The sequence below is a fragment of the Streptomyces sp. NPDC058678 genome (genome assembly GCF_042714835.1).
In the GTDB taxonomy this organism is placed as follows: Bacteria; Actinomycetota; Actinomycetes; order Streptomycetales; family Streptomycetaceae; genus Streptomyces.
This window is the reverse complement of sequence record NZ_JBHXSG010000087.1, coordinates 1-22,629: the sequence shown is the minus strand read 5'-3', so window position 1 is coordinate 22,629 and position 22,629 is coordinate 1. Positions and strand designations below refer to the sequence as shown.

General features: G+C 68.0%; 17 protein-coding genes and 3 pseudogenes. 17 read left to right on the top strand and 3 right to left on the bottom strand.

What is annotated here, in order from left to right:
* Window positions 1–303 precede the first annotated feature (303 nt).
* A pseudogene (locus ACFWWR_RS43105) lies at window positions 304–651 on the bottom strand (IS701 family transposase); the annotation flags it as partial.
* A gap of 276 nt (window positions 652–927) precedes the next feature.
* Here ACFWWR_RS43105 and ACFWWR_RS43100 point away from each other — a divergent pair.
* Window positions 928–1,967, top strand: a pseudogene (locus ACFWWR_RS43100) (sensor histidine kinase); the annotation flags it as partial.
* Between the two features lie 92 nt (window positions 1,968–2,059).
* Here ACFWWR_RS43100 and ACFWWR_RS43095 read toward each other — a convergent pair.
* The gene (locus ACFWWR_RS43095; RefSeq protein WP_383877636.1) at window positions 2,060–4,435 is read right to left on the bottom strand and encodes an Orn/Lys/Arg decarboxylase N-terminal domain-containing protein; all 2,376 of its coding nucleotides are present in this window, start codon (window positions 4,433–4,435) and stop codon (window positions 2,060–2,062) included.
* 148 nt (window positions 4,436–4,583) lie between these two features.
* On the opposite strand from ACFWWR_RS43095, the gene ACFWWR_RS43090 reads away from it, so the two are divergent.
* Window positions 4,584–4,739: a hypothetical protein gene (locus ACFWWR_RS43090; RefSeq protein ID WP_383877638.1), complete on the top strand. Its 156-nt coding sequence runs from the start codon at window positions 4,584–4,586 to the stop codon at window positions 4,737–4,739.
* Between the two features lie 9 nt (window positions 4,740–4,748).
* Window positions 4,749–5,495 carry an IS6 family transposase gene (locus ACFWWR_RS43085; RefSeq protein ID WP_384309647.1) on the top strand — a complete coding sequence of 249 codons (747 nt, stop codon included), beginning with the start codon at window positions 4,749–4,751 and terminating at the stop codon, window positions 5,493–5,495.
* Between the two features lie 149 nt (window positions 5,496–5,644).
* Here ACFWWR_RS43085 and ACFWWR_RS43080 read toward each other — a convergent pair whose 3' ends face one another.
* Entirely contained in the window at window positions 5,645–7,168 is a 1,524-nt protein-coding gene (locus ACFWWR_RS43080) for a cutinase family protein (RefSeq protein WP_384309644.1), read from the bottom strand.
* Window positions 7,169–8,853: 1,685 nt separating this feature from the next.
* On the opposite strand from ACFWWR_RS43080, the pseudogene ACFWWR_RS43075 reads away from it, so the two are divergent.
* The 14 genes and pseudogenes from ACFWWR_RS43075 to ACFWWR_RS43010 form a co-directional block, all read left to right on the top strand.
* Window positions 8,854–9,567, top strand: a pseudogene (locus ACFWWR_RS43075) (enolase C-terminal domain-like protein); the annotation flags it as partial.
* A 163-nt stretch (window positions 9,568–9,730) separates the two neighbouring features.
* Window positions 9,731–11,071 carry a cation:dicarboxylate symporter family transporter gene (locus ACFWWR_RS43070; protein WP_384309641.1) on the top strand — a complete coding sequence of 447 codons (1,341 nt, stop codon included), beginning with the start codon at window positions 9,731–9,733 and terminating at the stop codon, window positions 11,069–11,071.
* Between the two features lie 535 nt (window positions 11,072–11,606).
* Complete coding sequence (locus tag ACFWWR_RS43065) at window positions 11,607–13,352, top strand: CocE/NonD family hydrolase (RefSeq protein ID WP_383877075.1); 1,746 nt, start codon at window positions 11,607–11,609, stop codon at window positions 13,350–13,352.
* Window positions 13,349–14,992 (top strand): AMP-binding protein, encoded by a 1,644-nt coding sequence (locus tag ACFWWR_RS43060; RefSeq protein ID WP_384309638.1) that lies wholly within the window; start codon window positions 13,349–13,351, stop codon window positions 14,990–14,992. The genes ACFWWR_RS43065 and ACFWWR_RS43060 overlap by 4 nt, the downstream gene beginning before the upstream one ends.
* Window positions 14,989–15,777: an enoyl-CoA hydratase/isomerase family protein gene (locus ACFWWR_RS43055; RefSeq protein WP_384309636.1), complete on the top strand. Its 789-nt coding sequence runs from the start codon at window positions 14,989–14,991 to the stop codon at window positions 15,775–15,777. The genes ACFWWR_RS43060 and ACFWWR_RS43055 overlap by 4 nt, the downstream gene beginning before the upstream one ends.
* Window positions 15,774–16,532 (top strand): SDR family oxidoreductase, encoded by a 759-nt coding sequence (locus tag ACFWWR_RS43050; protein ID WP_383877070.1) that lies wholly within the window; start codon window positions 15,774–15,776, stop codon window positions 16,530–16,532. The genes ACFWWR_RS43055 and ACFWWR_RS43050 overlap by 4 nt, the downstream gene beginning before the upstream one ends.
* 143 nt (window positions 16,533–16,675) lie before the next feature.
* On the top strand, window positions 16,676–17,353 hold the full coding sequence (locus ACFWWR_RS43045; RefSeq protein WP_383877069.1) for a TetR/AcrR family transcriptional regulator: 678 nt from the start codon (window positions 16,676–16,678) through the stop codon (window positions 17,351–17,353).
* Between the two features lie 294 nt (window positions 17,354–17,647).
* Window positions 17,648–18,253, top strand: coding sequence for a transposase (locus ACFWWR_RS43040; protein WP_383877067.1), 606 nt, complete (start codon window positions 17,648–17,650; stop codon window positions 18,251–18,253).
* Window positions 18,237–18,452, top strand: a complete 216-nt coding sequence (locus ACFWWR_RS43035) for a hypothetical protein (RefSeq protein ID WP_384309634.1) — start codon at window positions 18,237–18,239, stop codon at window positions 18,450–18,452. Before ACFWWR_RS43040 ends, ACFWWR_RS43035 begins: the two co-directional genes overlap by 17 nt.
* 34 nt (window positions 18,453–18,486) lie before the next feature.
* Window positions 18,487–18,780, top strand: coding sequence for a hypothetical protein (locus ACFWWR_RS43030; protein ID WP_384309631.1), 294 nt, complete (start codon window positions 18,487–18,489; stop codon window positions 18,778–18,780).
* A 508-nt stretch (window positions 18,781–19,288) separates the two neighbouring features.
* Window positions 19,289–20,038, top strand: coding sequence for an SDR family oxidoreductase (locus ACFWWR_RS43025; protein ID WP_384309628.1), 750 nt, complete (start codon window positions 19,289–19,291; stop codon window positions 20,036–20,038).
* 523 nt (window positions 20,039–20,561) lie between these two features.
* Window positions 20,562–21,398: a helix-turn-helix transcriptional regulator gene (locus ACFWWR_RS43020; protein ID WP_384309626.1), complete on the top strand. Its 837-nt coding sequence runs from the start codon at window positions 20,562–20,564 to the stop codon at window positions 21,396–21,398.
* Window positions 21,399–21,638: 240 nt separating this feature from the next.
* Window positions 21,639–22,232, top strand: a complete 594-nt coding sequence (locus tag ACFWWR_RS43015; RefSeq protein ID WP_383860101.1) for a TetR/AcrR family transcriptional regulator — start codon at window positions 21,639–21,641, stop codon at window positions 22,230–22,232.
* A gap of 104 nt (window positions 22,233–22,336) precedes the next feature.
* Window positions 22,337–22,629: NAD(P)-binding domain-containing protein (locus ACFWWR_RS43010; RefSeq protein WP_384309623.1), on the top strand; the 293-nt coding region annotated here is incomplete at its 3' end.

Below are 22,629 nucleotides of genomic sequence, written 5' to 3'. Positions count from 1 at the left end.
AGCAGCGAAGTCGCCGAAGCAGGTCCAACACGGGGTGGCGGACAGTCGGGCACGGCGGTGGCCTGGCACTTGCGCAGCCGCAGCCCGGCGATGCCCAACTCTCAGTACCGTCAAAGAGCCGCTGCACGCCACTTTGCTATCTGGGCTGGTCAAGGGCCGTCGGGAGTGTAGTTGGGGGGAGTGATGCTCGGTGGAGTGGTGCTCGGTGGAGTCTTCGCCGAGCTCCCCTCCAACGAATGGAGCCGCCGCTGGTAATGGCAGTGGCGGGTGCTGCCTGGCGCCTGCGGCGCCAACGTGACCAGGTCAATACGTGTGCGCGAGCCGGCCGGCCGGCTCGGCGGTTCGGAGCGAGGTGCAGCGCCAGGAGCCTGCGCACCTCCGCCAGGGTGAGGGGGGCCAGGGTGGCGGAAGCGTTTCTGCAGCCCCCTTTGCCGCAGCATCGGCGGCCATGACCGCGAGGTAGGCGTGGGCGAGCATGGCCAGGGTGATGTGCCGATACCCGCCCGGGTAACGGCGGACTTCGTACTCGTCGAGGCCGTACTCGTTCTTCGCAGCCTGGAAGCACTCCTCGATCTGCCAGCGCATCCCGGCGACCCGCACCAGTTCGGCCACCGTGGTCTCCAAGGGAGCGTAGGCAAGGAAGTTGGCAAGTACGCCTGCCCCCAACTGGAAGAGCAAGACATCCCGTCAGCGCCCCGCGATGGGGTGTGGGAGGGGTTCTTCGCCGACCATGGACGACGTAGAACCCGAGATGCTGTCTCCCCAATCCCTCCTCTGCCGAGTCGCCCGCACATACCCCTCCTGACCGTTCCGTGCTTCCGCCCCGTCGGCGGGAAGGCGGCCAACCCCCTGGCCGGCATCGGAATCGACGTCACACCCGGCTTCACCGCCGCGGCCAAGGACCCCGGCCGCCTGCTCGGTGGCAGCCAGCGGACACAGAACTGTGTCGAGGACGCGCGCCGCACCCAACTCGACCCGCACGTCGCGCCCAGAGCGCGGCTCTACCTGGGCGCCCTCGGCCAACAGCCGTGGGCTTCGACCTCTCCCCCGCCAACAAGGGCAAGATCGTCGGCGTCGCGGGACTGGTCCTGATCGTCACCGTCGCCATGACCACCGTGGTCGCCATCCGCCTCGTCCGCCCCCTGCGAGCCCTGACGGCCGCGGCCCAGCAGCCGCCGCAGCGGCACACACGCGTCGCGGTCACCACCAAGGACGAGACCGGCTACCTGGCCGCCGCCTTCAACGACCTCACCGCACGCCGCGAGCAGCTGGAGACCCAGCGCAAGGCCATGGTCAGCGACATCGCCCACGAGCTGCGGACCCCGCTGACCAACATCCGCGGCTGGCTGGAGGTCACCCGCGACGGGCTGGTCGAGCCGGACCCGGAACTCATCGCCTCCCTGCACGACGAGGCACTCCTCCTGCAGCACATCATCGACGATCTGCAGGACCTCGCCGCCGCCGACGCCGGCACCCTGGCACTGCACCGTGAACCCGTACGCGCGGACGACCTCGTCGCCCAGACGGTATCGGCCCACCGCACCCGGGCGGAGTCCTCCCACATCCGCCTGCGCACCCACACCGATCCCGACCTCGTCCTGGACGCCGACCCGGTGAGGATGCGGCAGGTCCTGGGCAACCTGACCTCCAACGCGCTCCGGCACACCCCGGCGGGCGGCACTGTCACCCTCACCGCCCGTCAAGCCGGCGACCTGGCCGTCCTCACCGTGGAGGACACGGGCAGCGGCATCGCCGCCGATGACCTCCCCCATGTCTTCGAGCGCTTCTGGCGGGCCGAGAAGTCCCGCAGCAGACGCACCGGCGGCAGTGGACTGGGCCTTTCCATCGTCCGCCAGTTCGTCGAGGCACACGAGGGAACCGTCACCGTCGACAGTGAACCCGGCAAGGGGTGCGTCTTCACCCTCGGACTGCCCCGGCCCCAGCACACGGACCGGCGAACCCCGTGAGGTGCGCGGCATGAGGTGCGGCGGTGTGAGGCACGGCCGACGGCTGCCGCGCGGGACGCCATCCGTCCCTCGGCCGACCAGTGACCGAGGACTCAACCCATCGTCTTGGCGCTCTGCGCCCTCCGTCGCTGCGCCGGCGTGATGGCGCCAGGCTCTTCCTGCTCGTCCGGGCGCAGGCACTCGATCAGGTAGTCGCCGGTGTCGGGGCAACGGGTCACTCCGTGCGTCTCGCTGCCGAAGCCGGGGAAGTGGCGGTCGAAGGACTCCAGGGCGCTGAGGTAGCGCAGGAGAGGCCCGTCTTCCTCCCCGATGCTTTCGCCAGGCATGAGGACCGGGATGCCGGGCGGCGTCACTGTGACCATCGCCGCGGCGATGCGGCCCGGCGCGTCCCCCAGACGGATCCGTTCTGTGCCGCCGCGGATTAGGCGCTCGTAGCACAGCTGGGGCGGGGCGACCGGCTCCGGGAGCTGCTGGAAGGCTTGGTCGAGTAGTTCAACCAGGCAGGCATCGCGCAAGTGGTCGTGCATCTCCTGGCACAGGTCGCGCAGACTGCGCCCTGTGTAGCGTCGCGGGTGCTCGGCGACCAGGGCGGGCAGCACGCGGTCCAGCGGGGCGTCACCGTCGTAGAGGTCCTTGAAGTCCATCAGGGCGTCCAGAAGTGTGCCCCATTTGCCCTTGGTGATGCCCATGGAGAACAGCACCAGCGTGGTGTAGCTGTCGGTCTTCTCCACGACGATGCCGCGCGTGGTCAGATAGGCGGTGAGGATGCGCGCCGGGATGCCCCACTCGGACATCACACCGGTCGCGTCGAGCCCCGGGCAGGTCAGGGTGACCTTGATCGGGTCGAGCATGCAGTAGCCGTCGGTCAGGCCGGGGAAGCCGTGCCAGTCCGCGTCGGATGCGAGGTGCCAGCAGGATGCCTCGGTCCGCAGCAAGTCCGCTGGAGCCTCGTCGAACGGCAGCCGCGTCCGGCTCGCGGGGTCAGTCACCTCATCCGGCTGCCACACTCCGAAGAACCAAGGGGGCCGGTCCCCGGCGGCCTTGATCCGCCGTCCGATCCGCACCATCTCCTGGCGGAACCGGACCGCCTCCGAGATCGCCTCGTCGATCAGCCACTGCCCTTGCGGACCGTCCATCATCGCGGTGGCCACGTCCAATGAGGCGATCATCGGATACAGGGGTGACGTCGTGCCGTGCATCATGAGCGCTTCGTTGAACCGGTCGTGCTCCACCGGCGCCCGCGGGGCGGGCCGGACGTGCACCATGGCGCCCTGCGACAACGCGGCCAGCAGTTTGTGGGTGGACTGGGTCGCGAAGACCGTCGGCCGGTCGGGGCCGGTGAAGGCCTTCTCGTCCACCGACATGCCGTAGCGCCCCGCGTAGAGCGGATGGAAGCGGGCGTACGCGAACCACGCCTCGTCGAAGTGCAGCCGGGGGGTGCTGGCTGCGAAGGCCCGGGCCGCCGCCGACGCGTCGTAGCACAGGCCGTCGTACGTGGAGTTGGTGAACACCGCGTACTGGGGACGCGACGACACCGCGCCCGCTGTGAGAGGGCTCATCGCAATCCGCGCCGCCACCGAGTCCGCCGCGATCTCGGCCGGAGGCAGCGGTCCGGCAAGCCCGTAGCCGTTGCGGGTCGGGACCAGGTACACCGGTCGGGCTCCGGAGACGACCAGGCCTTGCAGGACCGACTTGTGACAGTTGCGGTCCACCAGGGCGATTTCATCTCGAGTCACACTGAAGTGGCCGACCAGACGGTTGCAGGTGGAGTCGCCGTGCAGGACGAAGTACGTACGGTCGGAGCCGAAGACCCGCGCGGCGTTGCGTTCCGCCTCGCCGATCGGGCCGGTGTGCTCGAACAGGGAGCCGAGCTCCTCCACCGAGATCGAGAGGTCGCTGCGCAGCAGCCGCTCCCCGAAGTAGTCGTGAAAGGCCCGGCCCACGGGCGACTTCAGAAAGGCGACACCGCCGGAGTGCGCCGGGGTATGCCACGAGTACTCGTGCGCGTCGTCGAAGCGCCGCAGCGCCTTGAAGAACGGCGGGAGCAGGGCGTCCTGGTAAGCACGCGCGGCGGTGGAGATCCGCCCCGAGATGAACGCAGGCGTGTCCTCCAACGGCCACACATAACCCACCACCGACTGCGACACCCACAGCGGCAACTCATGCAACCCCTCGCCCGCCATGACCAGGAACACCGGCAGATTCTGGAACCGGCGTCCGATTCGGCGCAGAACCATCGCGCCACCCGGCCCGTCCTCAGCTCCGGGCAGAAGATCCCAGGCCACCACCGCAGCAGCCAGACCGGCCTCCGTCCTGAGCACCGCCTCAGCGTCCGAGACGCTCACCACCCACCGGACCTGCAAGCCCGTCGCCCGGATCCCGTCGGCGATGCGCGTCAACTGCCCAGCAGTGGCGCCTCCAGCCTCCGGATGCTCTGTCACCGCCACCAAAACCGTGCCCTCGGCCATGCCGCCCCCTTGCCTGGTGGCACGCGCCACCTGCGACCAGTGTTCGCGGCCTCCGTGCGCATGATCGTCCAATGGCCGGTCAAACAACCCCAACGGGTGGCAGCGCGGACCGCTCTTTGACGTATCACCAAGGTGCGTTTGGGCCCGGGTGAAGTACCTGATCAACGGCCTTGCGCATCAATCACCCCAGGCCGACGACTGGAAGGCGATCACCGCGGCCGTGCTCGCCTTCGCCCGCGCCGAACCCGACAGCGACGAACAGGGTCAGCTCTACCGCGCCACGCGGCGCTGTCACGTTGGTTGACTGGGTGGGATGATCTTCTGGTTGATCGTGCGGGAGGGGCTGTTCGTGGGGGTCGTGTCGCCGTCGTACAAGGGGCACCGGTACCCGGTCGAGGTCATCTCCCACTGCGTGTGGCTGTACTTCCGCTTCCCGCTCAGCTTCCGCGAGGTCGAGGAGCTCATGCTCGAGCGCGGGATCGTCGTCTCCCATGAGACGGTCCGCCGCTGGTGTGTGAAGTTCGGGCAGGCCTACGCAGGCGCGCTGCGCCGCCGGCAGCCGCGGCCCGGGGACAAGTGGCATCTGGACGAGGTATTCGTCAAGATCAACGGTGAGCAGAAGTACCTGTGGCGGGCCGTCGACCAGGACGGCAACGTCCTCGACATCCTCGTGCAGAGTCGGCGGGACACCGCAGCGGCCAGGCGCTTCTTCCGCCGCCTGCTGACGAACACGGGTGCGGTGCCTCGGGTGGTCATCACCGACCAGCTCCGCTCCTACGGCGCGGCCCACCGCGAGGTCATGGCCTCCGTCGAGCATCGGCAGTCGAAGTACCTGAACAACCGGGCCGAGAACAGCCACCAGCCGACCAGGCAGCGTGAACGCGCGATGAAGGGGTTCCGCAGCGTCGGCGCAGCCCAGCGGTTCCTGTCCGCGTTCAGCGGCATCTCACCCCACTTCCGACCCCGCCGCCACCTGACGACCGCTCCCGGCTACCGGGCCGAGATGACCATCCGCTTCGCGATCTGGGACCAGGTAACCGGTCGGCCCGCAGTGGCCTGAGCAACAGGCCCGGAGCCCGACTGAACCATGCCTCGATACACCGTCAGGCCCCACCCACCCAACAACGTGACAACGCCCAATGAGACGCACTTTCGTTGAGCCTGCGACGTTGGCGTAGCCCCCGAGCTGTGGCGCTGGCGGCTAAAGGTTCAGTCGCCGCCACATGGGCCAGTAAGTGTTGCCCAGTCACGCTCACCGGCTATGAAAAGCCCGACAGTACCATCGACCATGCCGAAGGCGATGACTTTGCCCGCGAACTCCGGAGCGGCAGGTGCGAACACAAGCTCCTCATTGCCGTGGACCGATGTCGTGGCTTCAATCTCTGCGGCATAGGTCTCCATGACATCGTCTCGCGTGCTGCCGATATGGATGCCGGAGGCGGTGTGGATTTCCGTCGCCGGTGGCCTGACGCCGACCGCAACGAGGCGATCCTGCGTGAACCTCAGAAAGAGTCCTGTCGGTCCTCCGTCCACGGTGTGGTCTACACAGGTCGGACCACGGCTCTCCACAGGAATCGTTGCACCGATCGCCTTCGCCGCTTCCTCGGGGCTCATGCCCAACTTCACGGGGCCGATCCCATTGACAGTGACACGTTCGCGGCTCAATTCAATCCGGCTGAGGGCGGGCGAATCTCCGCCAGCGTCGTGCGTCACGAACTGCCTGCCGTCCCACGTCCAGCTGAGATGGCGAAGCCTGGACGGGGAACCGTGGGGGTCTCCCGGCCCGTAGAATTTTAGATCAGCGACGATCCGATCTTTCCTGATCGCCACAGACTCTGGCTGATACTCCGGAGGCAGCCATTCTCCGCCACTCAAGTGTGGAACGCGCGCTATCTCACTTCCGTTGCTGGAGCGATAGACACGCAACTCCTGCGTGAAGAAGTTACTCGGTTGGGGAGTGCAGAAGAAAAGGACAGCGGTCACGCTGCCGAGGGACGGCAGTTTACCTTGCGTGATCCGCTGAATTCGCACGTCCCAACGGTCATAGCCCCCGATGGCCTCGCCTCTCGCAGTTCCCTTACCCTTGCGAAGGGCCACTTTCACCGGGTCTTTGACGGTATCGTCGCACGTCAGGTTATAGGTGCGGTTCCGCCAGTCGATGTCTGGTCGCTGGAGGGCAGATTTCAGGTAGCCCGCCGCCTTCCACGCTGTCCGCCCTGTACCGGCATCAAGAGCCGCCTTGCCCCCGTACTGAAAGTGTGGACAGCCAAACGTGGACTCCGCGATGCACGCTGACGCCGTCTTTCGGGCAGCCTTATCGTTGGGCCCTTTGCAAATCAGGTCGCCGAACAGGCAGACGGACATTCTTCGACTCAGGAGATCGCTGCTTAGAGCGGGTGCCGCGACCAGGTCCCGCGAGGGATCTCCAAGCAGCACGATGCCCTTTATGTGATCGAGGATCAGAGGCTCACTTTCAAGCTGCTTCAATGCCAGGCGGATTACCAACGATCCCTGCGAGTATCCGCCGAGCACGATCCTCTGCTTGTTCTTTAGCTTCTTGTCGCAGACTTTGACCTGGAGCCGGAATTGGTCCACTAGCTCAGACGCGCCGACTTCGGTGGTTTTCGGTGGAGGACCTCCCAACTTCAACGACCGCTGGCCTTTTGCGGCTTCAGCGACGCTCCCAATGAAGAGCTGTGGAACAGTGCGCGCCTCATAGGGCAGGCCGTACACGCCTGTGCCTTTGGGAAGCCTTTCGTAGACCGCTTCCAGCGGGACACCAAGACCATGGGCACCCCCTGGATGATTGGGGCCTATTGGGTTCTCGCCGGAGCCGCGGACCCCGATCATGAGCGTCGGTGTGCAGACGATGGCAGCGGCAGCGACGTGTGACCGCGTGCCCTTGTCCCCAGCGGACGGCATCGAGACACTGTTCGCAAGCGCGGAGGGTGAAACCGCGCTCGCTCGGGGCGCAGCTGCCACATGGACGGCACCCGCCATAACGAGTGCCAGACCGACTGCGGCAAGCCGTCGCATTGTCTCATGCATACGGACCTCCCCGCCCAATTCTGTCTCCCTGGCTGATCAGCCTTCAGACCGAGGCTCACGGGAGCGAAGGGCGTAGGACCAAGCGCGCCTGTGGGAGCTACCAATCTCGCCTTCGATTTCTTAGTCGGCTCGTCTGGGATCGGTGGAAGCCCGGCCGGTGGGCTCACCGGGTATAGAAGCAGTCCCAGGCATCTTCAATAGTCTTCCCGTACACGTTGAACACACGGTCGAGAGCGGACTCATCAAATTGTGACGCGCAGACATCATCTACGGGGATGCCCTCCACCCTGGTCCTCGATGAATTCGCACAGAACCATTGATAGGCCGGGTACTTAGCACTCGAACTATTGATGAGCTTGAGCCCTTTGGACTCACACCATTTCTTGAGGTCTGGGCCCCCTGCATACGACCCATAGTCGGCACATTCCCAAGCACTGTAGGTTCGGCCCATAGTGGCGAGGCGATCCGTCACTCTGGCATCGGTATAGGTGTCTTGGCATGCCTGGGCTACGAAATTGTGGATTTCCTCTCGTGGACGGAATGACTGGAGGCTTCCGTCTTCATTGACGCACCGGATGGAGTACGCGTCGTTCCCGACCGTAGTCACTCCCTGGGCGTATCCCTGTTCCTTGCAGGCTGCATCGAAGGTTTGCTGCGACATGGGGCGGAGTACTTCGGGGTGCGGCCTCTGCGCTGCCGAGTCAGTGCGAGTTGCCGTCTGAGGCTCAGATGCAGCCGCGATAGGGATGTAAGGACTGAATGCGAACGCTGCCACAAATACGGCAGGCACGGAAATCGCGCGTCGATACATGCAGGGCTCCCGAAGCAACAGAGAAATTGCAGATTTGACGTCTGTCTTTCCCCGCCCCCAGCGAAAGCGTCCTCTCAACTGACGCTACGGCATATCACACGACCTCGCACGCGGAAACCTGTGCTCGCGCGTATGGTCTACAGCCCTTGGAGCCCCGGTATGCCAGGGTGTCACCAGCCCAAGCGCAGCACCCGTGCCATGCGGCGGCGCAGAACAGGCGCAGGCGATAGGCGCCGGGGTGCGGGTGCCTTCGTCCGCCAGCACGTCTTGGGCATCCGGCGACCGCGACTGTTGTATTCCGTGCCCCTTCACTTCCTCGGCGACGAACTGATCGTCACCGCTGTCGGCGATAACGGCCCCGTCGATGTCGCCCGGCACGACCGCTCCCGCCCCGGGCATCCGTTCGTTTATAGAAGACCTGGAGAGGGATAGACCTGCCGATGACCTCTGAGAGGGGACAAGATCATGAGACAGAAATGCCGTGTCCCTCAAATGAGATAACTGGGAAGGCCTTGACCACGACAGCGGAACAGGACATTCCGAATGCGGTCCTACAACCCGGGCGCTGGGGATCTGGGTCGCCGCGCGCGGCTCCGGCGCCGGCTCGATGGTCAACCACAGCTTGTTCGTTGCCACGGCCAACCCGCTCGAACACCGGCTGCTGTTCGAGCGGTTTCTTAGCGAGCGGCGTACGTCGCTGCCGGATATCGACCTGGATGTGGAGTCCGAGCGGCGCCTGGAGGTGTACGACGCGATCATCGAGCGGTTCGGGCGGGAGCGGACCGCGGTCACCGGCATGCCCGAGACCTACCGGGCCCGGCACGCCCTGAGAGACACCGGCCTCGCCTTCGGGATCCCGCCGCAGGTCATCGGCGACATCGCCATCGCCACGGGCGAGAACCTCTTCTCCCTCCAGGACGCCCGCAACCTGATCCGCTACGGCGGCCTGCGCCCCGACCGCGACACCATCCAGGTCGACCCCGCGCTCTCCTACGGTCTGGTGGAGTACCTGCGCATCCAGGACATGCTCCGTCAGCACGGCTGGTCCTCGCGCCGCTGCATCCCGCACGGCGGGCACCAGTTCTCCCTGCACATCGCAGCCGCCCTCAAGCTCGGCGGCAACGAGTCCTACCCGGGCGAGTTCCAGCCCACCGGCGGCTTCGCCGACGACGCCGTCGTCGAGAAGAGCCGCGTCGGTCTGACCGACACTCCCGGCATCGGCTTCGAGAGCAAGGCCGCCTTCTACAAGGTCCTGCGCGCCCTGCACAGCTGACGCCACCCACCGAAGACGCGCCCACCGCCGGGCGGGTGCCGTCGGCCGGCGCCGCCGGATACGGGCGCCACACACGAGATCGGGGGCGCGCGAGCCACGGCGCGTCCCCCGCACCCCCACGGGACAGGGCTACACACGATCGTCGTGCAAAGGAGCACCAACGATGACAAGCACCGCCGCCGCCGGCCGCCCGCAGCGGTCACGGCTGAGCCGTCTCATACGGGAGCTGTGGTTCCAGGTCGTACTGGCCGCCGTCCTCGGCATCGCCGTCGGCATCCTCGCGCCCGGGCTGGGTGAGGACCTGAAGCCGCTCAACGACTGGTTCATCGCGCTGGTCAAGATGATCGTGATCCCGGTCGTCTTCTGCGTGGTCACCACCGGCATCGCCTCCATGGACAACCTGCGCAGGGCGGGCCGGATCGGTGTGAAGGCGATCGGCTACTTCCTGGTGCTGTCCCTGGCGTCCATGCTGATCGGGCTGGTCGTCGCCAACATCTTCCAGCCCGGCTCCGGCCTGCACGTCGACCCCTCGTCACTGAACGTTGACTACGTGCCCAAGACCGCCACCGAGCACGCCACCTTCACCGGCTTCATCTCCTCCCTCATCCCCGCCTCCCTGCTGGGCGCGATCACCGGGGACGCGATCCTGGCCGCGCTGATGGTCTCGATCGTCTTCGGTGCGGCCCTGAACATGGCCGGCGAAGAAGGGGCACCGCTGACCCGCGGCATCAAAGCGCTGTCGGACGTCGTGTTCCGGATCGTGGGCTGGGTGATGCGGCTCGCACCCTTGGGCACCTTCGGCGCCCTGGCCACCGTGGTCGCCACCTACGGCGCGGAGAGCCTCAAACAGCTCGGCTACCTCATCATCCTGTTCACCGCGACCTGCATCATCTACGTCCTGGTCGTCCTCGGCGCCATCATGCGGGCTTGCCGCCTGAGCCTGTTCGGCCTCATCCGCTTCCTCAAGGCCGAACTGCTCGTCGCCCTCAGCACCTGTTCCAGCGAGGCCGTCCTGCCCCAGCTGGTACGCAAACTGGAGATCCTCGGCATCGGCCGGCCCGTGGTCGGCATCGTCATCCCCTCCGGGTTCTCCTTCAACCTGGACGGCTCCGCGGTCTACCTCACGATGGCCTCCCTCTTCCTGGCCCAGGCCATGGGCATCGACCTGTCCTGGCAGCAGCAGCTGATCATGGTCGGCATCATGATGCTCACCAGCAAGGGCACCGCCGGGATCGCGGGCGGCGCGTTCATCGTCCTCGCCAGCACCGTCACCGCGGTCGGCCACATCCCGCTTGCCGCCCTCTCCCTGATCGTGGGCATCGACCGCATCCTCAACGAGGGCCGCGTCTTCATCAACGTCCTCGGCAACGCCGTCGCCGCCATCGTGATCGGCAAGTGGGAGAACGACTTCGACACCGAACAGGCCCGCAAGGTCCTGCACTCCCGCACCACCACGCCGCCGCAGGCCCAGTCGGACACCACCAAGGTCGGCGCCGACAAGTAGCCGTGCCCGTCGCGTACGGTCACCCCTCGACGGCATCCTCCAGGCCGCCGCGCACCAGGACAGTAGGCAACGCGGTCTTTCAGCTGACGGCCACGCTGGAGGCGCCGGGCGGTTCGGTCACCGCCCTCGCCCTCGTCTCAGTCGACGCCGACCGCCCGAACGGTCCTTCCCTGAGCTTCTCGACGAAGTGCCCTGCCCTGAGTACTCATCGGCCGGACGGCCACCCGGGACGTCGTCTTCGGGGCCCCGGCGGGAGCCGGCAGCCACCTGGCCCGCACCCGTTCGGAAGCCGCCCCTCGACCACGGCCGCGTTGAGGAGCCCGCGCGAGGCGCCACGCACCGACACGCGTCGCGGGCCTGGGGGCTCTCGCCGGGTTCCCGTAGCCGGGCGATCTGTCCGCCAGCGCAAGGCGGGGAGCCCGCGCAGGTGAATCGCGGGAGGTCAACCTCCCTTCGGGTAATTGACAGGGTACGAACGTACCTCTTAACGTACCCAAATCCGGGGGCGACGCCGTCAGCTCAACGAGGAGCACCGATGCAGCACATATACGACATAGACGTCCAGGTCCCGATGCGTGACGGCGTAGCCCTCGCCGCCAACGTGTGGCATCCGGCCGAAGGGGAGGCCCCGACGCTGCTCGTGCGCCTGCCGTACGGCAAGGACGTGATGGGCTTCGGCCAGTCAGCCATCCCCGACCTCCTGACTCTGGTGGAGGCCGGTTACGCGGTGGTGGTGCAGGACTGCCGGGGCACCCACCGCTCGGCAGGCGAGTTCGTTCCGCACATGGCCGACCGGGCCGACGGCGAGGACAGCGTCGCCTGGATCGCGGAACAACCATGGTCGGACGGCACGGTGGGCATGTACGGGCCGTCCTACCTCGGGATGGTCCAGTGGGAGACCGCCGTGACCGGCGCCCCTGCCCTCAAGGCGATCGCGCCGGCCTTCACCTCGGTCGACAACTACGAGTCGCCCTGGTACGGCGCGGGCGGTGCGCTCTCACTGAGCCTGGTCACGCTGTGGAACGCCATGATGTACGCGGCCGACGCGCAGCGGTCCCTGGCGGCCGGTGAGGGCTCCGTGGACCAGGTGCAGCAGCTCGGCCAGGCGCTGCTGTCCGCCGAGTCCCTCAACGAGGTGCTGCCGACGGCGGAGGTTCCGGTCCTGGCGGCGTACGGGAAGTGGTGGGACGACTGGATGGCCCACCCGTCCCACGACGGGTACTGGGACGCCATGGAGCTCACGCCCGAGCTCAAGAACGTCACCGCCCCGGCGCTCAACATCGGCGGCTGGTACGACCTCTACATCGGGCAGACCGTCCGCACCTACACCACCGCCCGCCAGAAGGCAGGCAGTGCGCAGGCACGTGAGGGGCAGCGGCTGATCATCGGCCCGTGGGATCACATGGCCACGACCGGCGTCTATTCCGACCGCTCCTTCGGCCCGCTGGCCAGTGCGCAGATGCTGGGCCTGACCGGCCTGCACGTGAAGTTCTTCGACCACTGGCTGCGCGGTGACACCACCGCTCTGGACGACGTGGCACCGGTGAAGATCTTCGTCATGGGCATTGACCAGTGGCGCGACGAGCAGGAGTGGCCGCTGCCCGACACACGGTGGACCGACTACCACCTCACCAGCGGCGGTCGCGCCAACACCGCTGACGGCGACGGCGCGTTGACCACCGAACCACCGACCGGCGTCGAGCACGACACCTACCTCTACGACCCGCGCCGCCCGGTTCCCTCGGCCGGCGGGGCATCCATGCCGACGACACCGGGATTCTGCGGCCCGGTCGACCAGCGGACCGTCACCGGCCGCGACGACGTGCTGTGTTTCGCCACCCCCGCGCTCGAAGAGGCTGTCGAAGTCACCGGTCCGGTCAGCCTGACCCTGTTCGTCTCCTCGTCGGCAGTGGACACCGACTTCACCGCCAAGCTCGTCGACGTCTTCCCCGACGGCAAAGCGATCAACCTGTGCGACGGGATCCTGCGCGCCCGCTACCGAGGCGGCCTCTCCGCGGAAGAGCTGATGGAGCCCGGCACGGTCTATGAGATCACCATCGACATGACGGCCACCTCGAACGTCTTCCTTCCCGGTCACCGCATCCGCGTGGACGTCTCCAGCAGCAACTTCCCCCGCTACGACCGCAACACCAACACCGGCGGCGTCATCGCCCGGGAGAGCGAGGAGCAGATGATTCCCGCGGTCAACCACGTCCATCACGGGCCGAGCCACCCCAGCCGTCTGGTCCTGCCGATCATCGACCGGAAGGACCAGCAGTGAGCGCCGCCGACCGGGTCGCCGAGCTGACCGGGACCTTCGCGGCTCCTTCCCTCGACGTGGCCGATCTGCTGTGCGACCGGCACCCTGCCGACCGCGTCGCGTTCACCGTGGTCGACGGTGACGGCAAGGCTTCCACGCTGTCGTACGGAGAGCTCGCCGCGGACTCCCACCGCTGTGCGCGGGCCCTCCGAGGGCTTGGGGTCGGTCCGGGTGACAGGGTAGCGACCCTGATGGGTAAGAGCGCCGACCTGGTCACCGTCATCCTCGCGATCTGGCGGCTCGGTGCGGTCTACGTCCCGCTGTTCACCGCGTTCGCCCCTCAGGCCATCGCCCTGCGCCTGGAAGGCTCCGGTGCGCACGTCGTGGTCGTCGACCCGGACCAGCGCCACAAACTCGACCCAGGTCCCGACATGCCGGACGACCTTCAGCGCCGCATCGTTGTCACCGGAACCGGCACGCAGCGCGATGACGCCTCGCTGGCCGACCTTGTCGCCGCCGTACCGCCGGAGCCGGTGCCCGCCGTCCCCACGAGCGGGGACGGCCCGCTGGTCCACATGTTCACCTCCGGCACCACCGGCAAGCCCAAGGGCGTCATCCACCCCGTCTCCTACATCGCCGGATGGCAGGTCTACCTGGAGTACGGTCTCGGCGTCACCCGGGACAGCAGTTACTGGTGTGCCGCCGACCCCGGCTGGGCCTACGGGCTGTACGCCGCGATCGTCGCCCCGATGGCCGCCGGCATCCCCAGCCTGCTGCTGTCCGGCGGGTTCTCCCCCGAGACGACCTGGCGCACCCTCGTCGACCACCAGGTCACCGACTTCGCCGCCGCCCCGACCGTGTACCGGGGACTGCGCTCCTCGACGGTGCCGGTGCCGCAGGGGCTGCGCCTGGAACGGGCGTCCAGCGCGGGGGAGCCGCTGACTCCCGAGGTCAACGAGTGGGCCGGCGCCGCGCTCGGCCTGGCCGTGCACGACCACTTCGGCCAGACCGAGGTCGGCATGCCCCTGGCCAACCACCACCACCCCGGACTCGCCCGCCCCCTCAAAGCCGGATCGATGGGCCGGCCAGTACCCGGCTGGAGCCTGACCGTCCTGGCCGACGAGAAGGACGAGCCCGCCGATCCGGGCGTGCTCGGCCGGGTTGCGATCGACGTCGCGGGGAGCGCGCTGATGACCTTCCGCGACTACCAGATCCCCGGGCAGATCCACTCCAAGTTCACCGCCGACGGCCGCTGGTACCTCACGGGCGACGCCGGGCGCATCGACGCCGACGGTGACTTCTTCTTCTCCTCCCGCGACGACGACGTCATCATCATGGCCGGCTACCGGATCGGGCCGTTCGAGATCGAGAGCGTCCTCGCCCAGCACCCCGCCGTCGCCGAGTGCAGCGTCATCGGCGCACCCGACGACGTCCGCGGCGAGGTCATCGAGGCGTACGTCGTCCTCCGCGACGGCCACGTCGCCTCGCCGGAACTGGCCACCGAACTCCAGCTGCTGGTCAAGACCCGCTACGCCGCCCATGCCTACCCGCGCACCATCCACTTCATCGACGCCCTGCCCAAGACGCCCAGCGGCAAGACCCAGCGCTACCTGCTGCGCAGCCGCCGACGCGCCGAACTCGCCGCCCCGGAGCCACGTTGACCGACACCGAACCGCTGCTCGTCGAGCAACGCGGCCCCGTCCGATGGCTGCTGCTCAACCGCCCCGAGCGGCGCAACGCGCTCGATATCACCCTCGTAGAGGCCCTGGACAAGCAGATCACCAGCGCCGAGGCCGACCCCGGCACGGCGGTCATCGCCGTGGCGGGCAACGGGCCGAGCTTCTGTGCCGGCGGGGACTTCCACCAGTTCCTGGAACTGCACGAGCGGGGCGAGAACCCAGTCGAATTCCTGGCCGACGTGTCGGCCTGCTTCAGCCGCATCGCGGCCAGCCCGAAACCCTGGGTCGCCGTCCTTCACGGTCACGCCGTCGCCGGGGGCCTCGAACTCGCGCTGGCCTGCGATGTCGTCGTCGCCGCCGACACCACGCTCATCGGCGACGGCCACGTCATGCGGCGGCTGGTACCGGCCGGCGGGTCAAGCGTCCGGCTTCCCGGTGCGGTTGGACGCGGACTCTCGCGCTGGCTCCTGCTCACCGGCGAACTGCTGCCCGCCACCGCCTTCGCGCACACCGGCTGGATCCACGCGATCGTGCCCGAGGCCGACCTCGACGCCACAGCCACCCGCGTCTGCCACCAGTTGGCCGACCGCAGCAGCCCAGCCCAGCACCGGCTCAAGACGCTGCTGCACCGGATCGACGGCATCGCCCCCGAGCAGGCCCTGCGCGAGGAACTGGCCACCTTCGCCGACAACTGGTCGGCGAGCTCGGTGGCCGACGCCCTGCGGGTCTTCCTCACTCCCGACACCACGAAAGCAGACGACAGGTGAACCGCTACCAGGGACGGGTCGTCGCCATCACCGGGGCGGCACAAGGTCTCGGCCTCGCCATGGCGACCCGGTTCGCCGCGGAGGGCGCCACCGTCGCGCTGGCCGACGTCAACGAACAGGCCCTCACCGAAGCCGCCGGGACCATCACCGACGCCCACGACGCGAAACTGCGCACCGACGTGGTGGACGTGACCGACTCCGCCCAGGTCAACGCCTGGATCACCGGCGTCACCGCCGACCTCGGCCGCCTCGACGTGCTGGTCAACAACGCCGGCATCATCCGCGACAACCGCGTCGAGGACATCACCGACGACGACTGGCACGCGGTCATCGACGTCAGCCTCACCGGCGGCTTCCACTGCGCCCGCGCCGCGTTCGGCCCCATGAAACGCCAGGGCTACGGACGCATCATCAGCTTCTCCTCCATGTCATGGCGCGGCAACTTCGGCCAGACCAACTACGTGGCCGCCAAGGCCGGCATCGTCGGCATGACCCGCACCCTCGCGCTGGAGGGCGCCCGCCACGGCATCACCGCCAACGCCATCGCCCCCGGCCTGATCGAGACACCGATGCTCGCCTCCATGAACGGCCCCGCACGCGACAAGCTCACGAGCAAGGTCCCGATGCGCCACACCGGCAAGCCCGAGGACATCGCCGAAGCCGCAGCCTTCCTCGCCAGCGAAGCGGCCGGCTACATCACCGGCATCGTCCTCGACGTGGACGGCGGCATCTCCATCGGATCCTCGATCCGGTAACGGCTAATCCGGAGCTGGAGGCTCAAGAGGGCTCGACGCGGGTACGTTAGACGGTACGCTAGTACCCGTTTGCTAGGGTCACTCTTCCTGCCCGGACGGTCATCCGCTGCTCTAGGTGGAGATGCTCATGGGAGACTGCTGCGGTGACGGCCCAAACTGACTCGCGTGACCGACGCCCGCGCCGAACGGCGCGCAGGCGGGTCGTCGACACTCGGCGGCGGGACGAACTGCTGCGCCTGGCCGAGGCGATCATCCTCACCGAAGGCTTCACCGCGGTGACCATGGATGAGCTCGCCCAGCGACTGGAGTGCTCGAAGGCGACGCTGTACAGCCTCGCCTCCACGAAGGAACAGTTGGTCCTGGCGGTCACCCGCGCCTTCTTCCGGGATGCGACAGCCGAGATCGAACAGGCCGTCCAGGCCGAGCCCGACCCCCGGCAGCGCATCCGCGTCTATCTCACCGGCGTCGGCACGGCCATGCGCCGGCATTCCCACGCCTTCTACGACGACATGGTCGGTTACGAACCGACCGCGCAGATCTACCGCAAGAACTCCGCCGCCGCGGCGCGCCGGGTCCACGAACTGATCGAGGAGGGCGTGCAGTCCGGCGTTTTCCGCGCGCTCAACGGGCACTTCGCGGCCCAGGTCGTGGCGGTCACCATCGACGCGGTCCAGTCGGGGGTCCTTCTGGAGAGGACCGGCCTGACCGCCGGCGACGCCTTCTCTGAGCTCGGTGACCTCCTGTTGGACGGGCTCAGCTCGGAGCAGGGCACATCCGAGCCTCCTTCCACAGCGGTGCGCTCGCCCAAGGACCCGGTCTAGGCGCCGAGGTGAAGCCCGGGCAAGGGGCGCACCTCGCGGATCGTCAAGGCGCCGCCCTGCGCGTACCTCACGGTCACAGCACTACAGCGCAGAGGGCTCAAGACTCAGCCGAACGACCCGACATCACCCAATCAAGTTCAGTAGCCTCGCGCTTTCACGAGGTTTGGGTGGCCGATGCTTGATCAAATAAGCGGGGAGTGCTCCTGACCTGGCCCTATGAGGGCTGGGGCTTCCCTCCCGGTTCGTTCGGAGCACTCTGCGCAGGGGAGCCGAGTCCGGGTCAGGAGGCCCGCGATGCAGGCTTACGTCGGGATCGATGTGCATCGCCGCCGGTCGCAGATCGCCGTGATGGACGAGGGCGGCCGGACGGCGGTGAACCGGAACGTCCCCAACAGGCGCGAGACGGTGCTGGGAGTGATCGGTGATCTGCCTGTGGGCACGCCGGTGGCGTTCGAGGCCGCGTACGGCTGGGGCTGGCTGATCGAGCTGCTCCAGGACTACGGCTTCGAACCGCACCTGGCCCATCCCTTGCAGTGCAAGGCGATCGCCGTGGCCCGGTTGAAGAACGACAAGGTGGACGCGGCCACCCTGGCCCACCTGCTGCGCACGGATCTGCTGCCCGAGGCATGGATCGCGTCCCCGGACATCCGCGAGCAGCGTGCCGTGCTGGGCGCCCAGCTCGTGCGGCTGAGCACCTTGCTGCGTAACCGCATCCACGCGGTCCTGGCCGATCACGGCTGCGATCGCGGGGCCAACTGCTTCAGTGGCGTGGGCCGCCAGTGGCTTCAGACGCTTCCGCTCCCGGACAGTGCCCGGCAGACGGTGGCCGACCGGCCCGAAGAGGAAACGGTCCAGAACGCAGGTTGGCGGCGGCCTTTGAGAGGTGCCCGACCTCCGTGAGCGCGGCTTCACCGGCTCCTACTCCGTCGTCCGCGACTACCTCCATCGCTTCCGCCGCGCGCCGGCCGACCAGCCACCCCCCGCCCGGCCGCCCGGAGTCCGCAAGGTAACCGGCTGGACCACCCGCAACCCCGACCGCATGAACGACGACGACCAGCAGAAACTCAAGGACATCCTGGCCCGATGCCCCGAAACTTGAGGCCGCCACCGGACACGTCCGATCCTCCGCCGCGATGATGGCCACCCGCAGCGCGAGCCGGCCGCCCGAGTGGATCGCCACCGCCCGCGCCGACGCGAACCACGGCCTGCGCGGCTTCGCCGACGGCCTGCTGGCCGACCGCGACGCCGTCATCCTCGGGCTGAGCACGGAATGGAGCTCGGGCTGCGTCGAGGGGAGAGTCACGGACATCAAGCTGCTCAAGCGGCAAATGGCAGGCCGAGCCGGACTCCCCCTCCTCCGCAAGCGCGTCCTACTCGTCGCCGCCGACCGCCGACAACACAGAGTCACGAACCAGACAGCTCGCTGATCGGCTTCACGGAAATCTTGACCGAGCCGCTTGTCATGGCCGTCGTCACCTGACGTCCTGACGACAGAAAGGTGACGCTGACCTGCAAGGATGCATGTGTCGAGTTCGTACCGGTCCAGGGGTCAGGAACCCTTTCCGGTGGTCAGGCCTACCGGGTGGGGCCATGGGCTGTCGGTGGCGGCCGATGGGAAGGCGCTGGTTGTTCACGCGGGAGCAGTGCTGCCGTGGAGGCCGGCGGACGCTGGAGCCGGCCAGGTCCGCGCGGGTGCTGCGGTGCAACGACGGATCCGCCGTTACCGCACAGGCTGTGATCCTGGCCACCGGGTTCTCCTACCGGTGGCTCGCTAGGCCCGCTCTGGAGGTGCTGACCGGCAGGAGCGTCGTCTGCGGCTCAGCCAGGGAGCACCGGTCCATGGATAAGCCGTCCTCTCCCGCCCCTTCGCGGGCGCGCCTACGGTCGGGGCTGCGGGCGCTCACCGGCCCGCCGTAACCAAGGAGCAGGACCCTCATGAAGATGACCGGCAACACGATCCTGATCACCGGCGGAACATCGGGCATCGGCCTCGGTCTGGCCCTGCGACTGCACGAAGCCGGCAACAAGGTGATCGTCGCCGGCCGGCGCAAGGAACTCCTCGACGACATCACGGCCGAGCACCCGGGCATCGACGCGCTCGTCCTCGATGTCGCTGACCCCGACTCGATCGCCCGTGCCCGTGAGACCGTGGCGGCGAGCCACCCCGAGTTGAACGTCCTGGTCAACAACGCCGGCATTCAGCTGCTGGAGAGCGTCCTCGATCCGGCCGGACTCCGGGTCGCCGAGGATCACGTCGCGACCAATCTGCTCGGCACGATCCGGATGACATACGCCTTCCTGCCCCTCCTGGTGGGCAAGGCCGACGCGGCCGTCATGAACGTCACTTCCGCGCTGGCGTTCGTCCCGTTCCCGATCACGCCGACCTACAGCGCGACCAAGGCCGCGCTGCACTCCTTCTCCGAGAGCCTGCGCATCCAGCTCGCCGGTGCCGACGCAGGCGTCCAGGTGATCGAGGTGGTCCCGCCGGCTGTGCGCACGACCCTGATGGGCCAGCAGGACAACGAGCAGTCCATGCCGTTGGACGACTTCCTCACCGAGGCCCTCGACCTGCTGCGGAAGAAGCCGGATGCGAAGGAGATTGTCGTCGAGCGCGCCAGGTTCCTCCGTGACGCGCAGGCCAACGGCTCCTACGACGACGTCCTCGCCATGATCAGCGGCAGCTGACCGACCCGTGACCGACGCGGAACAGCAGCACGCGGGCGGGTCCTGTTGGGCCACATCATGGATGAACGCGAGCTGGACCCGCTGCGGGGAGGTCCTCACCGAAAACGTGGAACGGTAAGGAAGCGCCTTCTGCTTCGCCCCGTCGTCGCACGGGAGAGGGCCGGCTCCGTCCTGAGCACCGAGGGGTACGCGAGCGCCCCGCTGGCATGGCGAACATCGTCGTGTAGGCCGGGCCGGCGACGAGGCCCGGGGCCGGTCAAAGCGTTGCGTCCAAAGCGTTGGGTGTCCTCGACGGGGGCCCTCGCGGCGGGCGGTCTTCCATGCCGACGGCCTGCTGTGTACCGCCGACAGCCAGCGTATTTCCTAGCGGGTCCTCGCAGGGGCAGGTGATCATCGGGGCGGCTCGCTGCGAGCGCCCTCGGCGTCGGCCGTCAGAGCGGCTTCGCTCGGGTGGGAGAGGACTGCTCATCCATGGATCGGCGGTCTCTGGATAGCCGGGCGGGATGCGGCGAGGATGGGGGGCATGGACAAGAAGGAACTGGCGGAATTCCTGCGCCATCGGCGTGAGGCGCTGCGGCCTCGTGATGTCGGGCTGGTCGAGGGGGCGCGCAGGCGTACGCAGGGGCTGCGCCGCGAGGAGGTCGCGCAGCTCGCCGGCATGTCCACCGACTACTACGCCCGGCTGGAACAGCAGCGTGCTCCGCAGCCCTCCGTCCAGATCACTGCGGCCCTCGCCCGGGCATTGCGGCTGACCCTGGACGAGTGCGACCATCTCTTCGCCCTCATCGGCCACAACGCCCCGGCCCGCTTCCACCGCTCCGAACATGTCAGCCCGACCCTGATGCGGGTCCTGGACCGCCTGGACGACTCTCCGGCCCTGGTGACGACCGACCTGTCCGACACTCTTGCGATGAACCCGATGGCCATCGCGCTGCTCGGCGACCAGACCCGCCACACCGGTCTGGCCAGTAGCGGCTACTACCGCTGGTTCATGGACCCGGCCGAACGTCTGGTGTACCCCGAGGAGACTCACGAAAGCCACGGCCGCGCCCAGGCGGCACGCCTGCGGGCCGCGCTGACAGCCGGCAGCGACACCCCCCGGGCCGCCCAGATCCTCGCCGAACTCCAGGAACACAGCCCCGAGTTCGTCCGCATGTGGGAACTTCAGGAGGTCGCCCGCTACGGCGACTGCAAGACCCTCCTCCATCCCGAACTCGGCCGCATCGACGTCGACGCCCAGCTCCTGTACACCGAGAACCGCGCCCAGACTCTGGTGGTGCTGACCACCCGCCCCGGCACGGAGAGCCAGAGCAAGCTCGAACTGCTCTCCGTCATAGGGCACCAACAGCTCACCCCCTGACGTCCTGGAGGTAGGACCGGGCTCCGCGCTGGAGAGGCCGGATAGGGGTCGCCTGGAATGGTGCAGCCCGCACGGCTCCCGCGCTCTGCGGCTGCTCAATGTGTTGGCCCCCTGCGGTGCCCGGGCTCCGAGCTCGGGCCGCCCATTTGACCGGACGCTGCCTCCATTTTACTCTCGACCAAGTACGGAGGCAGCATCCGTTTTGATGCGGCCGCAGGATCATGGCAGGCGGGAGGGCGCATGAGCGCCGGTGAACAGCGAGGGCGCAAGCCCCGCGCGGACGTCCAGCGCAACCGCGCGGCCCTCCTGGAGACCGCGCAGCGTCACTTCCTGCAGCACGGGGTCGGCACCTCCCTCGAGGCGGTGGCCAAGGAGGCGGGCGTCGGACCCGGCACCCTGTACCGGCACTTCCCCACCCGGGAGGCGCTGCTGGCGGCCGTGCTGCAGACGCGTTCTGAGGAGCTGGTGGCCCGCCAGGCGGACATCGAGCAACTCGGTGACCCGGCCGAGGCGCTGGAGCAGTGGCTGCGGGCGATGGAGGAGTACTTCAGCGCCTTCAGCGGGCTGCCGGACCCGCTCATGGCCGCCGCCCGGGCCCAGGAGCCGGACAACCCGCTCACCATCCCCTGCCACATCCTCATCTCCGCCACCGATCAATACGTGCGAGCCGCGCAGCTCGCGGGGCGCGTGCGCGCGTCGGTGCGGGGGCACGACCTGTTCCTCGCGGCCTGTTCCGTTGCCTGGATCAAGGGCACCGGCACCGAGGAGGAGTCGCTCGACCGGCTCCGCACGCTCATCGCGAGCGGCTACCGCCAGCAGGACACTCAGGCGTAAATCGCCGGGCACCCCGCTCCGCCCCGCAACGCCAGGCGGCACCACCACCCATCCACCACGGCGTGCTGCCCTCAGGGGCGGCACAACCCCCTAAGGAACAAATCATGAAAATTACTGTCATAGGCGCTGGCGCCATCGGCGGGAACCTCGCTGTCAAGCTCAGCGCGGCCGGGCATGACGTCCAGGTGGCCGACGCCCGCGGCCCCGAGGCCGTCCGGGCGGAGGTGCTGGAGTCCGGGGCCCGCGCGGTGGAGCTCGCCGACGCTGTCCAGGGCAGGGACGTCATCGTCCTGTCGATCCCGTTCGGGGTGGCGGGCCAGCTGGCGGACCTGTTCGCGTCGGTGCCCGACGAGACGGTGGTCATCGACACCTCGAACTACTACCCCGGCATGCTCAG

What these genes read in the sequence shown, in the direction of transcription:
- ACFWWR_RS43065 (WP_383877075.1), top strand. Translation starts at nt 11,607, where the DNA reads ATGCAGCACATATACGACATAGACGTCCAGGTCCCGATGCGTGACGGC.
- ACFWWR_RS43095 (WP_383877636.1), bottom strand. Translation starts at nt 4,435, where the DNA reads ATGGCCGAGGGCACGGTTTTGGTGGCGGTGACAGAGCATCCGGAGGCT.
- ACFWWR_RS43020 (WP_384309626.1), top strand. Translation starts at nt 20,562, where the DNA reads ATGGACAAGAAGGAACTGGCGGAATTCCTGCGCCATCGGCGTGAGGCG.
- ACFWWR_RS43025 (WP_384309628.1), top strand. Translation starts at nt 19,289, where the DNA reads ATGAAGATGACCGGCAACACGATCCTGATCACCGGCGGAACATCGGGC.
- ACFWWR_RS43030 (WP_384309631.1), top strand. Translation starts at nt 18,487, where the DNA reads ATGATGGCCACCCGCAGCGCGAGCCGGCCGCCCGAGTGGATCGCCACC.
- ACFWWR_RS43040 (WP_383877067.1), top strand. Translation starts at nt 17,648, where the DNA reads ATGCAGGCTTACGTCGGGATCGATGTGCATCGCCGCCGGTCGCAGATC.
- ACFWWR_RS43015 (WP_383860101.1), top strand. Translation starts at nt 21,639, where the DNA reads ATGAGCGCCGGTGAACAGCGAGGGCGCAAGCCCCGCGCGGACGTCCAG.
- ACFWWR_RS43085 (WP_384309647.1), top strand. Translation starts at nt 4,749, where the DNA reads ATGATCTTCTGGTTGATCGTGCGGGAGGGGCTGTTCGTGGGGGTCGTG.
- ACFWWR_RS43070 (WP_384309641.1), top strand. Translation starts at nt 9,731, where the DNA reads ATGACAAGCACCGCCGCCGCCGGCCGCCCGCAGCGGTCACGGCTGAGC.